The following is a 15,262-nucleotide window of genomic DNA, read 5'->3' as shown; positions in this document are numbered from 1 at the left end:
CATTCTGGAAGAACTTTAATTGGTAAATATTTGATTGGCGAAAATCAAGAAATCAATTTCGGCCAAGCATGATTTTCAGATAGCGATAATAGGTCGTTTCTGCATTGTATATCGCCAGCACCAAGCCCATCCGGCCATCCATAAAACCGGCACGCAGAATATAGGTTCGGAAAAATGTCCAGAATCCTTTTGCCAAAGCCTTGGTCAGCCCGCCTTTTTCTCCCCGGTCCAGCCGCATTGCAGCAGCCAGTGAAGAATAGTGGTTGGCCTTGGCCAGGACCTCTTCAAAATCGGTATATGAATAATGCAGCAATTTACCGCTCAGCCGGCCAATGCTGGCTGATGGCACCAGAATGCTTTCATGGACAAGGTGATCGGAAAATCTGGCACGGCCACGGCGGAACAGCCGGACAATCCAGTCAGGCTGCCAGCCGGAATGGTGAATCCACTGGCCACAGAAGGAAGACAGGCGCGAAATTTCCCAGGCATCCTGGTCAGGGTTGCTGATGGCTGCACGGATGGCTGTTGCCAGCTCCGGTGTCACCACTTCATCCGCGTCAATCGATAGCACCCATTCCCCAGTGGCTCTATCCAGTGCACGATTTTTTTGTGGCCCAAAGCCTGGCCAGTCCTCTGTTTTTACAATTTCGGCGCCATGCTTGCTGGCAATTTCGAGCGTGGCATCCGTACTGCCCGAATCGACAACAACAATCTGGCCAGCCCAAGCTACAGACCGCAGACATTCATCCAGATAGCGTGCTGCATTCTTTGTAATAAGAATGACGCTGAGCGATTCAATGCGATCGGGGTTATTCATGACCTGCCTCTGCAAATTGCACGGCATGCATGCGGGTATACAGGCCATTGCGTGCCAGCAATTCTGCATGGCTGCCTGTTTCAACAATTTTCCCGTGCTGCAGCACCACGATCCGGTCGGCATTCTCGATGGTGGAAAGCCGATGCGCGATGACCAATGTAGTGCGTCCTTGCATCAGAACATCCAGGGCCGCCTGCACCTGCCGTTCGGATTCGGTATCCAGCGCACTGGTTGCCTCGTCCAGGATCAGGATCGGCGCATCCTTGTACAGTGCGCGGGCGATGGCCAGACGTTGCCGCTGACCACCGGATAGCCGCACGCCGTTTTCACCCAGCTCTTCTTCGAACCCGTTGGGCATCTGTTCGATAAAGCCGATCGCATGCGCGGCTTCAGCCGCAGCGCGCACTTTTTCCATATCGATCTCGCCGGCACCGTAGGCAATATTGGCGGCAACCGTATCGTTGAACAACACCACGTCCTGGCTGACCAAAGCAATCTGCCGGCGCAGGCATTCCAAGCGATAGGCCGTCAATGGCACACCATCGAGCATGATCTGACCCGCACTGGGTTCATAAAAGCGGGGCAGAAGGTTCACCAGTGTGGATTTTCCACCACCGGAAGGGCCGACCAAGGCGACGGTTTCGCCCGGCGCAATATTCAGATTGATACCATCCAGCGCCTTGCGTTCGCTGTTCTCACCATAGCGGAACAACACATTGCGGTATTCGATCTGCCCATTTACCCGCTTGGTTTCGATGCTGCCAGTTTCATCTTCAATCGGCTGATCCATCATGGCAAACACGGTTTCTGCTGCAGCCAGACCGCGGTGCAGTTGTTCATTGACGCGCGCCAGGCTCTTGACGGGTTGCTGCAACAGCAGCATGGAGCCCATGAAGGAAATAAATGCACCGGCAGTCAGATCGCCCGCCTGCGCGCGCATGCCGGCAAAGTAGACAATCGCGGCAATTGCAATTGCAATCAGAAACAGGGTGACGCCGGAATTGATACTGCTGGAGGCTGCCCGCTTGATCAGCAAGCGACGCACCCGATTGTTGGCGACATCAAAGCGGTTGACTTCATAATTTTGCCCGCCAAAAATCTTGACGATACGCGGTCCGGAAAGGCTTTCATCCAGGATGCGGTTCATTTCTCCCATCGTATCCTGGGTTTCGCGGGCCAGGCGACGCTGGCGTTTGCCAACCAGCTGGATGGAAATCGCCACGCCCGGAATCACACCGATGCAGAACAGGGAAAGCCTCCAGTCGGTCCAGAACATGGTGGCCAGCAAACCGATTGCCAAGCAGCCATCCTTGATCACCGTGGTCAGTACGTTCAGGCCGGCTTCCAGCATCTGGCTGGTATCGAAGGTTATGCGCGAGAGCAATACGCCGGTTGAGGATTGATCATAGAAGCGCACAGGCATGCGCATCAAACGGGAAAATGCATCCAGCCGCACCCGCTGCTGGACGCGGCTGGTCAACCAGGTGCCCAGATAATCACTGCCATAGTTGGTGATCATGCGCACAATGGCCAGCCCGAAGAAAATCGCCGGCATGTAGTAGAGCGGTTGTGCTCCCTGCTGCAGGGCGGCAAAACCATCAACCAGATCCTTGAGCATGCGCACCATCAGGGCATCTACCCCCCCCGCGACAGCCGTACAGACCAAGGCAATCACCGCGATGGTGGCATGTGGGCGGAAGTAACTCAGGACTCGGAAATACAGGGTACGGCTTGTCATGATCTGGCCAGAAAAGATAACTGGCCAAGATTATACGGGAGGCTTATCCATCACGGCGCCCGGCTGCCGATTTTGACGATTTATAACATTTGCCGGGCAGGCGCCCATACAGGCAAGGGCAAGGCAGGTACTACGCCGATCTACCAATCCCCATAGCGGGATTGCAGCAATGCGGCGATCACCGGCGCAACGGTTTCGGTACGGTAGACGCGCGGCCCCAGTATCAAGGGAGTAAAGCCCGCAGCAATGGCAGCCTGCTCCTCCTGCGCCGAGAAGCCGCCTTCCGGGCCGATCAACGCTAAAGCACTGACAGCGATGGCCGGCAGATCATGGTGGCGGATTGCCCCATCCGGAGACAACAGCAGTTTCAGGTCAGCAGCCGGTACATCGGCCATAAAATCTTCAAAGCGCTGAATCGGCTGGATCGTTGGTACGCGGGTGCGGCCACACTGCTCGCATGCACTGATCGCCACGCCGCGCCAGTGTTCCAGCCGCTTTTCTGCCCGTTCGCCGGCATAGCGCTGCTGACAATATTCGGAAATCACCGGCTGAATGGTGGTCACACCCAGCTCGGCACATTTCTGGATGGTGTAATCCATACGCTCGGAAGCCGATACCGCCTGCACGATGGTCAGCTGCAGCGGCGATTCGCGCTCGACCGGATCATGCACGCCAACTTCAACCGCAACATTGCGCTTGCCCATCTGGCGAACGGTAGCGGCATACTCGCCACCGAATCCGTTGAACAGCGTAATGGCATCACCCGGCTGCAGACGCAGTACTTGCACATGGCGTGCAGGTCCTTCCGGCAACTCCAGTTGCGCGCCGCTGTAGAGCGGCAGATCGACATAGAAACGGGGCATGTCAGTTCCAGAAAATTCGCTCGGCAAACAGACCAATCATGATGATCAGCAGAATGATGATGACGATGTTGAACAGCCAGCGCATCACCCGCAACCACCAGGTATCGCGGGTCTTGAGATATTTGTAACCAGCCCAGGCAAAACCCAGCACCAGCAGCACAAACAGGATGCGAATGACGATGAACATCGCCGTTCCCTCAGATAGTCAGCGGTGGCAGATCATGAAACGAGGTCGGCACCGCTGCGCGATCCTCGAAAGTCACATATTCCCATGCGGTCTCGTCAGCCAGCAGGGTACGCAGCAACTTGTTGTTCAGGGCATGGCCGGACTTATAGCCACTGAATGCAGCAATCAGCGGATATCCAAGAATATAGAGGTCGCCGATGGCATCAAGTACCTTGTGCCGAACGAACTCGTCCTCGAAACGCAGCCCGCCGGGGTTGAGTACGCGGTATTCATCGATCACCACGGCATTGTCCATGGTACCGCCGCGCGCCAGGCCGTTGGCGCGCAGGAATTCCACTTCCTGGATAAAGCCGAAGGTACGCGCCCGGGCGATTTCGCTGATGTAATTTTGTCTGGCGAAATCGATTTCGATCAGGCGCGAAGATTTGCGAAAAGCCGGATGCTGGAAATCGATGGTCAAGGCTACCTTGTAGCCTTCGTGCGGCTCCAGCTTCACCCATTTGTCGCCATCCTTGGCTTCAACGGATTTCAGCACGCGCACGAAACGCTTGGGCGCGGATTGGTCAATGATGCCGGCAGATTGCAGCAGATAAATGAACGGTGCGGCCGAGCCATCCATGATCGGCATTTCCGGAGCATCGACCTCGACAATCACATTGTCGAGGCCGAGCCCGGCAAAGGCAGACATCAGATGCTCGATGGTGCCGACACGCACACCATTGTGAACCAGCGTCGAGGAGAGACGCGTATCGTTCACTTGCGAAGGTTCTACCCGGAATGGGGCCGATTCGGGCAAATCGACCCGGTGAAAAACAATTCCGGTATTTTCCGGCGCGGGCTTGAGCACGAGCGTAACCTTCTCGCCCGAGTGCAGCCCGACGCCGGTGGCGCGGATCGTTGATTTCAGCGTGCGTTGCAGATACATGATCGCTATCTCTTTCCGGTGAATGCCATCATTTTACCAGCCACGGGCAAGAGGCTGGATTGATCGTGACAATCCGGATCATAGGCGATGCCAATAAGGCAGCGCCCGCTGATTCAACTCCGCCAGACCGGCCGCTCAGTCAGCCTGACGACGCAGGAATGCCGGAATGTCCATATCGATATTATTCAATACCGGACGGGCTTCGCTGTTGCTGGCCGATGCACTGCGGCGGTTATTGCGCCAGATTGCCGGCTTGTCGTAATCCTCCGGATTCACGCCGGACAGATTATCGGTACCGGTACGCAGTTGCTGGCCTTGCAGCACGGTCAGCTGCGGCTTGGTCGCTTCGCGCGAACCCAGGCCGGTGGCGATCACCGTCACTCGGATCTGGTCGCCCAGATCTTCGTCATACACCACGCCGTACTTGACCATAGCATCTTCGGCCACATGCGATTGCACAAGCTCCAGCGAATGGCGGATTTCGCTCTTGCGCAGCGTTGCTTTACTTGCGCTGATATTGAGCAAAACGCCTCGTGCCCCCTTGAAGTTGATATTGTCGAGCAGCGGGCAGCTGATGGCTTCTTCGGTCGCGCGCAGGGCACGGCCTTCACCGGCAGCATAGGCCGAACCCATCATGGCCATGCCCTTCTCTTCCATCACCTTCTTCACGTCGGCAAAGTCGACGTTAATGAAGCCGGGATACTGGATCACTTCCACGATGGATGCCACAGCGCTGCGCAGTACGTCGTCGGCCGCACGGAAAGCTTCGTCCAGCGTCACATCATCGCCCAGCACTTCTTCCAGCTTCTCGTTGGAAACCACAATCATCGAATCGACATAGCTGGCCAGCTCATCGATGCCGCCTTGTGCCACTTTCTGGCGCGAACCTTCGTCCAGGCCCGGCTTGGTCACCACACCGATGCTGAAAATGCCTTTTTCACGCGCTACCTGCGCGATCACCGGCGCTGCACCGGTACCAGTGCCACCACCCATGCCGGCAGTGATGAACAGCAGGTCAGCACCATCGATCAATTCGGAGATACGTTCACGGTCTTCTTCCGCAGCCTGGCGGCCGATTTGCGGATCGCAGCCAGCACCAAACCCGCGAGTCAGCTCGGATCCCAACTGAATCACATCGCTGGCGCCGGAATGCTTGAGCACCTGCGCATCGGTATTGGCTGCAATGAACTGCACGCCTTGCAGGGTATGCTGGATCATGTTGTTGATGGCATTGCAGCCAGCACCGCCCACGCCAATCACCTTGATGTTCACATGGTGTGCCACTTCATGCAGTTCAATGGAAAGTCCCATTTTCATTTCTCCTCTTTTGCCCGTAAAAACAAGTTGCCCGAATAAACACTATTAAATGAGGAGTGCGCCCAGCGCATTCCTCAGAAATTGTTCTGGAACCAGGATTTAACCTTGCCCAAAATATCGCTCACACCACCCTGCTTGCTGCGGGTCGTCGGATTCTTGATGACCTGCTCGCGTGCCAGCAGCAACAAGCCGACCGCAGACGAGTAACGCGGATTCTTCACCACCTCGGCCAAGCCGCCGACATAGCGGGGCAAGCCAAGGCGCACCGGCTGGTGGAAGATTTCCTCGCCCAGCTCGACCATGCCCGGCATGGTGGCTGCACCACCCGTAATCACCACGCCACTGGACAAACGATCGGCCCAGCCCGAGCGACGCACTTCGGCCAGTGCCAGGTTGTAAAGCTCTTCCACGCGAGGTTCGATCACTTCGGCCAGCGTATGCCGGCTCATGCTGCGAGATCCGCGTTCGCCCACGCCCGGCACTTCGATCATCTGCTGCGGATCGGTCAGATGGCGCAACCCCACACCATGCTGGATCTTGATCGCTTCGGCTTCTGCTGTCGGCGTACGCAGCGCCATGGCGATATCGTTGGTGATCTGGTCGCCTGCGACCGGGATGACGGCGGTATAGCGGATCGAACCACCGGCAAAGATGGCGATGTCAGTGGTGCCGCCACCGATATCGATCAGGCACACGCCGAGTTCCTTTTCGTCCTCGGTCAGCACGGCATTGGCAGATGCCAGTGGCTGCAACACCACCTCGGATATTTCCAGTCCGCAGCGACGCACGCACTTGGTCACGTTCTGCACCGCAGAAACCGCACCGGACACGATATGCACGCGCACTTCCAGACGCACGCCGGACATGCCGAGCGGCTCTTTCACGCCTTCTTGGCCATCGATCACGAACTCCTGCGGAATGACATGCAGCACTTCATGGTCGGCAGGAATCTGCACGGCGCGCGCCGTTTCCAGAACCCGATCGATATCGGCCTGGGTCACTTCGCGGTCCTTGATCGCCACCATGCCGTCCGAGTTCATGCCCTTGACATGACTGCCGGCAATTCCCGCGATCACTTCGTTGATCTTGCAGTCGGCCATCAACTCGGCATCGCCAAGCGCGGTCTGGATGGCCAGCACGGTCTTTTCGATATCGACCACCATGCCGCGCTTGAGACCACGCGATGGTGCGCTCCCCAGCCCGATCACGTTCAGGCTGTCGTCTTCCTGGATTTCGGCCACCACCACCACCACCTTGGAGGTGCCGATATCCAGCCCGACTACGAGGTTTTTGCTGTCCTTGGTCACAGGCTTACCCCTTTCATTTTTTTGATCTCTTGCATCACGTTAATCCGTCAGGCCGGTGCCCTGGCCGTTTTCCCGGCCCCTGCGCCGGGCCGTACTGCCTTGTTATCAGCAGGATTGAATCCTGGAATCCGCACGGCAAAACCGTTCGGATAGCGCAAATCCACATACTCGAATGACTGATCCAGCCGTGCGAGCGAATTCGGGTAGGCCGTCACAAACCGGCGCAAGCGTTCGACCGTATCATCCCGCCCGATTTCAACCGTCAACAGCTTGTCCAGCTCCAGCCGCCACGCGCGACGATCGGACAACCAGACATGGGTCGGTTGCCGCCCCAGCGGTGCCAGCACCTCGCGAAACTGGCGATAACCCTCAACCAGCGTCTTCTCCGTACCCTCCGGGCCTTCCAGTGTCGGCAGGGGTTCGCTGCTGGCCGCATCAAAACGCTCGCCATAACTATTGAGCAGTGCCAAGTTTCCCCAGCGCGCCACGGCAACATGCTCTTCGATATTCACTTCCAGCCGATCCGGCCAGTACCGCCGCACCTCAACCCGCCGGATCCACGGCAGCTTTTCAAAGGCATGGCGCGTCTTGTCCAGATCGAGCGTAAAAAATGTTCCCTTCAGTTCGTTCTTCACCACGTACTGCAACTGCTGCTGGGTGATGTGGCTGAGGTTTCCTTCCACAGCGACTCGCCGGATCGGAAACAGCGGCGAATGAACCGCCAGAAACAGCACTGCATAAAACAACAACAGCAAGGCCAGGCCGGTGAGCAGGTTGGCGAGCCAAGTCAGCAGTTGCGGCTTATCCCACATTTTTTCCTCCCGCCTGCGCTATTGCGCGTCCTGCATGCGGCATCGGGCGCTGCTCGCGATCCTCATGGACTACTTGTCCATTCCGGTCGCTGTGCTGCTGACTCCTTGCCTGCAAGCCGCTCATAACGCGCACCCGAGAGGAAAAAACACTCACGCTTACCCCTCACTACCGAGCGTCGTATCCAGAATCCGCAGCACCAGGTCCTCGTAGCTCATGCCACGCTGGCGGGCGGCCATCGGGAACAGGCTGTGGCTAGTCATGCCTGGAGCGGTATTCACTTCCAGCAGATAGGGCTTGCCGGCGGTATCCATCAGGAAATCCACCCGTCCCCAGCTTCTGCCCCCGATCGCCCAGAACGCTTTTTTCACATAAACGGCAATCTGCGCTTCCAGTTCGGCAGGCAGGCCGCACGGGCAGCGATACACTGTGTCATCGCGGAAATACTTGGCATCGAAGTCGTAGAATTCGGTTGCCGGTTCGATCTTGATAGCCGGCAGCACCACGCCATCAAGCACGGCTGCGGTGTATTCGCCACCACCGATAAACTGTTCGGCCAGCACCACATCGTCGAACTTGCTGGCCTCGGCATAGGCAGCAGCAAGCTCGGCAACCGTCTTGACCTTGATGACACCGACGCTGGAGCCTTCGCACGCCGGCTTGACGAACAAGGGCAGGCCCAGGCGTTCCACCACGGCATTCCAGTTACTGTCTGCATGCAGCAACACAAAATCGGGAATAGGCAGATCCAGTGCCTTCCACACCAGCTTGGTGCGCAGTTTGTCCATGCCGATGGCCGAAGCCATTACGCCGCAGCCGGTATAAGGAATGCCAAGCACCTCCAGTGCACCCTGCACCGTGCCGTCCTCGCCGAACGGGCCATGCAGGATCAGGAACACGCGGTCGAAACCTTCATCCTTGAGTGCCTGCAGCGGTTTTTCTGCCGGATCGAAGCGGTGGGCATCCACCCCGCGCGACGTGAGCGCTTCCAGCACACCAGCACCACTCATCAGCGAAATTTCGCGCTCGGATGACGTGCCACCCATCAGGACTGCAACCTTGCCGTATTGCTTGGTCATGCTTGCACCAACTTTCCCGGAACAGCACCGATCGAGCCTGCTCCCATCGTCAACACCACATCGCCATCCTGCGCCGCAGCCAGAATGGCTTGGGGCATGCTGGCAATATCCTCGACAAATATCGGCTCCACCTTGCCGGTCACACGCACGGCACGCGCCAGCGAACGGCCATCTGCCGCCACGATCGGCGCTTCGCCTGCGGCATAGACTTCCGCCAGCAAGAGGCCATCGACAGTGGAAAGCACTTTCACGAAATCCTCGAAGCAATCGCGCGTGCGGGTATAGCGATGCGGCTGGAATGCCAGCAACAGGCGGCGACCGGGAAACGCTCCCCTGGCAGCAGCGAGCGTAGCCGCCATTTCGACCGGGTGATGGCCATAATCATCCACCAGCGTGAGGCTGCCGCCTGCCGGCAAGGCCACTTCGCCATAGCGCTGGAAGCGGCGACCAACGCCGGCAAATTCGGCCAATGCCTGCTGGATCGCGCTATCGCTGGCGCCGACTTCGAGCCCGACCGCGATGGCAGCCAGGGCATTGAGTACGTTGTGATGCCCGGGGGTATTGAGCGTGATGGCAATGCGTTTTTGCTCACCGTTGTCCCATACGGCATCGAACAGCATGCGCCCGCCTTCGGCCCGGATGTTTTCGGCGCGCAGCATTGCATCCTCGCTCACGCCGTAGGTTGTCACCGGTGATGTCACCTGAGGCAGAATGGCACGCACATGCGGATCGTCGATGCACAGGACCGCCCGGCCATAGAACGGCAGGTGCTGCAGAAACTCGACAAAGGCCCCCTTGAGCCTTTCGAAATCATGGCCATAGGTATCCATGTGATCGGCATCAATATTCGTGACCACGGAAACGATTGGCGACAGCAGCAGAAACGAGGCATCCGATTCGTCAGCTTCAGCCACCAGGAATTCGCCACTGCCCAGACGGGCATTTGAACCAGCGGCATGCAGCTTGCCGCCGATCACGAAGGTTGGATCCAGCCCGGCGGCTTCGAGAATGCTCGCGGTCAGGCTGGTCGTCGTGGTCTTGCCATGCGTACCGGCAATCGCAATACCCTGCTTGAAGCGCATCAGTTCTGCCAGCATCTGGGCGCGTGGCACCACCGGGATTTTCTTCGCGCGCGCGGCCAGCACTTCCGGGTTATCGGCTTTCACAGCGCTCGAAATCACCACCACATCGGCTGCAGCAATATGCTCGGCCGCATGCCCCACTGCGACATGCGCACCAGCCGCGGCCAGTCGCTGGGTCGTCGCATTGCTGCCCAGATCGGAACCGCTGACTTCAAAGCCAAGATTCAGCAGCACCTCGGCAATACCGCTCATGCCGACGCCGCCGATCCCGACAAAATGAATATGTTTGACTTTGTGTTTCATCTTTTTTCCGGTGAAGGCGTGAACAAGTGAACAAGTGAACGTGTCTGGCAGACATTTCTCACTTGTTCACACGTTCACTGGTTCACATTCCCAATTCCTCGATCACCCTGACCACGCTTTCCGTGGCTTGCGGCTTGGCCAGTGCCCGCGCCTTGATAGCCATTTCCAGGCAACGCTCCCGGTTCATGCCTTGCAGCAGCTCGGCCAGTTTTTCCGCATTGAATTCTTTTTGTCCGATCAGAATGCCAGCCCCGGCTTCGGACAAATAACGCGCATTGCCAGTCTGGTGGTCGTCCACTGCATGCGGAAACGGCACCAGTACCGCTGCTGCGCCAACACATGCGAGCTCTGCCACGGTCAACGCGCCAGCACGGCACACCACCAGATCCGCCTCGGCGTAGGCTTGGGCCATGTCAGCGATAAAAGGCGCGCATTCTGCCACAACGCCCGCCTTTTCGTAATTCTCACGCAAGGCTTGAATGTGTTTTTCTCCAGCCTGATGCACCACCGCCGGTCGCAGCTCCGGCGCCAGTTGCGCCAGCGCCTTGGGTACTTCCTCGTTGAACACCTGCGCGCCCAGGCTGCCACCGACAACCAGCAGGCGCAGCGGCCCGGTGCGCGCAGCAAAACGTGCTTGCGGTGCCTCCACCAGCGTGATTTCCTTACGAACCGGGTTCCCCACACAACCTTCACACCCCGGGAAAGCTGACGGAAACGCAAACAGCACGCGGTTGGCGATTTTGGCGAGCACCCGGTTGGTCAATCCAGCCACGGAATTCTGCTCGTGGATCACCAGCGGCAGCCACAGCAGTCGCATAGCCAGTCCACCGGGGAAGCCGGTGAACCCGCCAAAGCCGATCGCCACATCCGGGCGATATTTGAAGATCACACGCAAGGCACCCAGCAGTGCTTTCAGCTGCACCCAGGGTTGTACCAGTTTGGTCAATACACCCTTGCCGCGTACGCCGCTGATCTGCAGGGTTTCCAGCGTAATGCCAGCCTGGGGCACGATGCGGGTTTCCATGCGATCTGCCGCGCCCAGCCACACCACGCTCCAGCCCTTGTCACGCAAGGCATTGGCCACGGCCAGTGCCGGGAAAATGTGGCCGCCGGTACCACCGGCCATGACCAGAAGCGTACGCTGGCTCATCGGCGTACCCCCCGGATCAGCTGACGGTTTTCATAATCGATACGCAACAGCACGCCGATTGCCAGCAAGTTGGCAACAATGCCCGAGCCGCCGAATGACAGCAGCGGCAAGGTCAGTCCCTTGGTCGGCAGCAAGCCCATGTTCACGCCGATATTGATGAACGATTGCACGCCCAGCCAGATCGCAATGCCCTGTGCCACCAGGGCCTGGAACAGGCGCTCGAGCTTGGCGGCCTGAATCCCGACCTGAAAGGCGCGGCTCACCAGGAAGGCAAACAGGGCCACCACCACACTGACACCCATCAGGCCCAGCTCCTCGGCGATGATGGCCATCAGGAAGTCGGTATGCGCTTCGGGCAGGTAGGAGAGTTTCTCGACGCTGGCACCGAGGCCCACACCATTCCACTCGCCACGACCAAACGCGATCAGCGAATGTGAAAGCTGGTAGCCCTTGCCGTACGGGTCTTGCCACGGATCAAGGAAGCCCAGCACGCGTTGCATGCGGTACGGGGAGCTCACCACCAGCCCGACAAAAGCCACGCCCAGGAATACGATCAGGCCGGCAAACAGGCGCCAGTTGAAGCCCCCCAGGAACAGCAAGCCCATGGCAATCGCCGTGATCACGGCAAATGCGCCAAAATCCGGTTCCAGCAGCAGCAAACTACCGACCACCGCCATGACGATGCCCATCGGCAGCAGTACCTTGGTGAAGCTTTCGATAAAACTGGCAGCCATGCTGCCTGCCTTGCGTACGGTGTAGTCCGCGGCATACAGCACGGCAAAGAACTTCATCAGCTCGGAAGGCTGCAGGTTGATCACAACCAGTGACAACCAGCGCCGACTGCCGTTGACTTCGCGGCCAATGCCCGGGATCAGCACCAGCAGCAGCATGACCACGCCAACGATAAAGAGCTTGGGCGCGTATTGCTGCCAGAACGTCGTCGGAATATTGAATACCGCAGCCGCCGCGCTGATGCCGATCAACAGGAAAATAGCATGCCGGACCAGGAAGTAAGTCGAACGGAAACCGGTATCCTTGTCGACTTCCGCCATGGCGATCGAAGCGGAATACACCATCACCAGCCCTACCGAAACCAGCAACAGCACGCACCACAAGAGCGCTTCGTCATAAGCGCTCATGCTGGGGCGGGCCCGTTTCATGGCCTGATAGAGCATCTGTTTCATTGCGGCAGCGCCTTTACGCTATCGATGAATACCTGGGCACGGTGCGCATAATTGCGGAACATGTCCCAGCTGGCGCAGGCGGGCGAGAGCAGCACCACATCGCCAGGCTCGGCAAAGTTCGCCGCCATCATCACGGCCATTTCCAGCGTCGGCACTTGCAACACCGGCAGGAAATTCTCTTCCTCGTCACCTTCGGGCAGGAACGCGGAAGTTGCCTCGTTCAATACCTCGGCGATTTGCGGCGCATCGCGGCCAATCAGGATTACCGCGCGGCAGATGCGCTCGCAGGCAACTTTGAGCGGACCAAAATCCTGACCCTTGCCATCGCCGCCGGCGATCAGGATCACCGGCCGGGTCATGCCCTTGAGCGCCGCCTCGGTAGCGCCAACATTGGTGCCCTTGGAATCGTCGTAGTAGCGCACGCCATTCACCTCGGCGACGAACTCGACCCGGTGCGGCAAGCCCTTGAACGTCTTGAGCGCACTCACCAGTGGTGCGGCACTCAGGCCGATGGCACGGCACAAGGCCAGCGCAGCCAGCGCATTGGCTGCATTGTGCAGGCCAGCCAGTGGCAGCTCGCTGGCACGCATCAGCTCTTCCTCGCCGCAGCGCAAGCTGAAATCGTCGTCGACGGCAACCAGGCCATACTCACCGGCGGCAGATGGCGCATCGATACCAAACCAGACCACATCACGCCCCGCCAGTGCCATGTCGCGGCACCAGGCATCCTCGCGATTGAGCACCTGTACGCCATGGCCGGCAAAAATGCGTGCCTTGGCCGCTGCATACTTCTGCATGCTGCCATCGTAACGATCGAGATGATCCTCGGTCACATTGAGTACTGCGGCGGAATCCGGCATGAGGCTCGACGTGGTTTCAAGCTGGAAGCTGGAAAGCTCCAGCACCCAGACGTCGGGCAGCTCGCCCTTGTCCTGCCAGTTGCCCAGTGCATCCAGTACAGGCAGGCCGATATTGCCGGCAACTTCGGTTTTCAATCCCGCAGCAGCACACATCGCCCCGACCATGGAAGTGACGGTGGATTTGCCATTGGCACCGGTAATGGCAATCATCTTGCAGCCTTTGCCGGCGATGGCTTGCGCCAGCAGCTCGACATCGCCCACTGCCGGGATACCACCGGCAATCGCACCGGCAATTTCCTTCGTTGCCAGCGCCACGCCGGGGCTGACTACCAGCAGATCGGCATCGGCGAATGTGGACGCACTGAAAGCGCCCAGGCGCAATTCGACCTGCGGCAGAGCGGTTTTCAGGGCATCGAGATTCGGCGGTACGGCGCGACTATCGGCAACGGTGACGCACGCACCCTGCCTCGCCAGCCATTTGGCAGCGGAAAACCCGGTGTCACCGAGACCGACGACGATGCAATGTTTGCCTTTGAGTTCCATCTTCTCTTTACCGCAGTTTCAGCGTGGCGAGGCCCGCCAGCACCAGCAACATGGTGATGATCCAGAAACGGACCACCACCTGCGTTTCCTTCCAGCCCTTGAGTTCATAGTGGTGATGCAGCGGCGCCATCCTGAACACGCGCTTGCCGGTCAGCTTGAAGCTCGCGACTTGGATCATCACCGACAGCGCTTCGACCACGAACACGCCACCCATGATGAACAGCACGATTTCCTGGCGAACGATTACCGCCACGGTGCCAAGCCCGGCGCCCAAGGCCAGAGCGCCGACATCGCCCATGAAGACTTCGGCCGGATAGGCGTTGAACCACAAGAATCCCAGACCGGCACCAACCATCGCCGCACAGAACACCACCAGCTCACCCGCGCCCGGCACATAAGGCACACCGAGATAACGCGAGAACACGGCATGGCCGGCAACATAGGCGAAGATGCAAAAAGCGCCGGAAATCAACACGGTGGGCATGATCGCCAGACCATCCAGACCGTCGGTCAGGTTCACGGCGTTGCTGGTACCGACAATGACCAGGTAGGTCAGGATGCAAAAACCGATTGCCCCGAACGGATACAGGATCTGCTTGTAGAACGGAATGATGAAACCGGTATGCTCGGGCAGGTTACCGCCAGTGCTGACCAGAAACAGGCCGGCGCCAATCGCGATAACCGACTGCCCGATCATCTTGGCCTTGGCAGACAATCCCTTCGGATTTTTGAGCGCGACCTTCTTGTAATCGTCGACAAAACCGATCACGCCGGTGGCCATCGTCACGATCAGCACCAGCCAGATGAAACGGTTGCCCAGATCACCCCACAGCAGGGTAGTCAGACCGATAGCCAGCAGGATCAGCGTGCCGCCCATCGTGGGTGTACCGGCCTTGACCAGATGCGTCTGCGGGCCATCATTGCGCACGGCCTGGCCCACCTTCATCTCGGTGAGCTTGCGGATCACCCACGGGCCCAACAGCCAGGAAATCACCAATGCCGTGATCGTCGCCAGTACGGCACGCAGCGACAGATAATTGAATACATTGAAGGCTCGAACCGATTCGCCCAGCCAATTCGTCAGGATCAACAGCATT

The 15,262-nt window shown here is 58.6% G+C and carries 14 protein-coding genes; all 14 read right to left on the bottom strand.

All coding sequences use genetic code 11. The features are described 5' to 3' along the window. Positions 1-52: 52 nt before the first annotated feature. Positions 53-817 (bottom strand): glycosyltransferase family 2 protein, encoded by a 765-nt coding sequence (locus AC0KVQ_RS01920; RefSeq protein ID WP_473419416.1) that lies wholly within the window; start codon positions 815-817, stop codon positions 53-55. After that, positions 810-2,555 (bottom strand): lipid A export permease/ATP-binding protein MsbA, encoded by a 1,746-nt coding sequence (msbA, locus tag AC0KVQ_RS01915; protein WP_473419415.1) that lies wholly within the window; start codon positions 2,553-2,555, stop codon positions 810-812. Before msbA ends, AC0KVQ_RS01920 begins: the two co-directional genes overlap by 8 nt. A gap of 140 nt (positions 2,556-2,695) precedes the next feature. Further along, positions 2,696-3,418 (bottom strand): 16S rRNA (uracil(1498)-N(3))-methyltransferase, encoded by a 723-nt coding sequence (locus AC0KVQ_RS01910; protein WP_473419414.1) that lies wholly within the window; start codon positions 3,416-3,418, stop codon positions 2,696-2,698. 1 nt (position 3,419) lies between these two features. Further along, complete coding sequence (locus tag AC0KVQ_RS01905; RefSeq protein WP_473419413.1) at positions 3,420-3,605, bottom strand: hypothetical protein; 186 nt, start codon at positions 3,603-3,605, stop codon at positions 3,420-3,422. A 10-nt stretch (positions 3,606-3,615) separates the two neighbouring features. Next, positions 3,616-4,530 (bottom strand): UDP-3-O-acyl-N-acetylglucosamine deacetylase, encoded by a 915-nt coding sequence (lpxC, locus tag AC0KVQ_RS01900; RefSeq protein WP_473419412.1) that lies wholly within the window; start codon positions 4,528-4,530, stop codon positions 3,616-3,618. Between the two features lie 135 nt (positions 4,531-4,665). Further along, a complete protein-coding gene (ftsZ, locus tag AC0KVQ_RS01895) occupies positions 4,666-5,841 on the bottom strand; it encodes a cell division protein FtsZ (protein WP_473419411.1) in 1,176 nt (391 codons plus the stop codon). Positions 5,842-5,921: 80 nt separating this feature from the next. Beyond that, entirely contained in the window at positions 5,922-7,154 is a 1,233-nt protein-coding gene (gene ftsA, locus AC0KVQ_RS01890) for a cell division protein FtsA (RefSeq protein ID WP_473419410.1), read from the bottom strand. Positions 7,155-7,201: 47 nt separating this feature from the next. Beyond that, positions 7,202-7,966 (bottom strand): cell division protein FtsQ/DivIB, encoded by a 765-nt coding sequence (locus tag AC0KVQ_RS01885; RefSeq protein WP_473419409.1) that lies wholly within the window; start codon positions 7,964-7,966, stop codon positions 7,202-7,204. A 156-nt stretch (positions 7,967-8,122) separates the two neighbouring features. Beyond that, the gene (locus tag AC0KVQ_RS01880; RefSeq protein ID WP_473419408.1) at positions 8,123-9,043 is read right to left on the bottom strand and encodes a D-alanine--D-alanine ligase; all 921 of its coding nucleotides are present in this window, start codon (positions 9,041-9,043) and stop codon (positions 8,123-8,125) included. Next, positions 9,040-10,428, bottom strand: coding sequence for a UDP-N-acetylmuramate--L-alanine ligase (gene murC, locus AC0KVQ_RS01875; protein WP_473419407.1), 1,389 nt, complete (start codon positions 10,426-10,428; stop codon positions 9,040-9,042). The genes AC0KVQ_RS01880 and murC overlap by 4 nt, the downstream gene beginning before the upstream one ends. A gap of 82 nt (positions 10,429-10,510) precedes the next feature. After that, complete coding sequence (gene murG / locus AC0KVQ_RS01870; protein ID WP_473419406.1) at positions 10,511-11,578, bottom strand: undecaprenyldiphospho-muramoylpentapeptide beta-N-acetylglucosaminyltransferase; 1,068 nt, start codon at positions 11,576-11,578, stop codon at positions 10,511-10,513. Then, the gene (gene ftsW, locus AC0KVQ_RS01865; protein ID WP_473419405.1) at positions 11,575-12,762 is read right to left on the bottom strand and encodes a putative lipid II flippase FtsW; all 1,188 of its coding nucleotides are present in this window, start codon (positions 12,760-12,762) and stop codon (positions 11,575-11,577) included. Before ftsW ends, murG begins: the two co-directional genes overlap by 4 nt. Beyond that, positions 12,759-14,165, bottom strand: coding sequence for a UDP-N-acetylmuramoyl-L-alanine--D-glutamate ligase (gene murD, locus AC0KVQ_RS01860; protein ID WP_473419404.1), 1,407 nt, complete (start codon positions 14,163-14,165; stop codon positions 12,759-12,761). The genes ftsW and murD overlap by 4 nt, the downstream gene beginning before the upstream one ends. 7 nt (positions 14,166-14,172) lie before the next feature. Then, complete coding sequence (gene mraY / locus AC0KVQ_RS01855; RefSeq protein WP_473419403.1) at positions 14,173-15,261, bottom strand: phospho-N-acetylmuramoyl-pentapeptide-transferase; 1,089 nt, start codon at positions 15,259-15,261, stop codon at positions 14,173-14,175. Between the last annotated feature and the right edge of the window lies 1 nt (position 15,262).

It is taken from the genome of Formivibrio sp. oc-25 (assembly GCF_055810895.1).
This window is presented reverse-complemented; position numbering and strand designations above follow the sequence as displayed.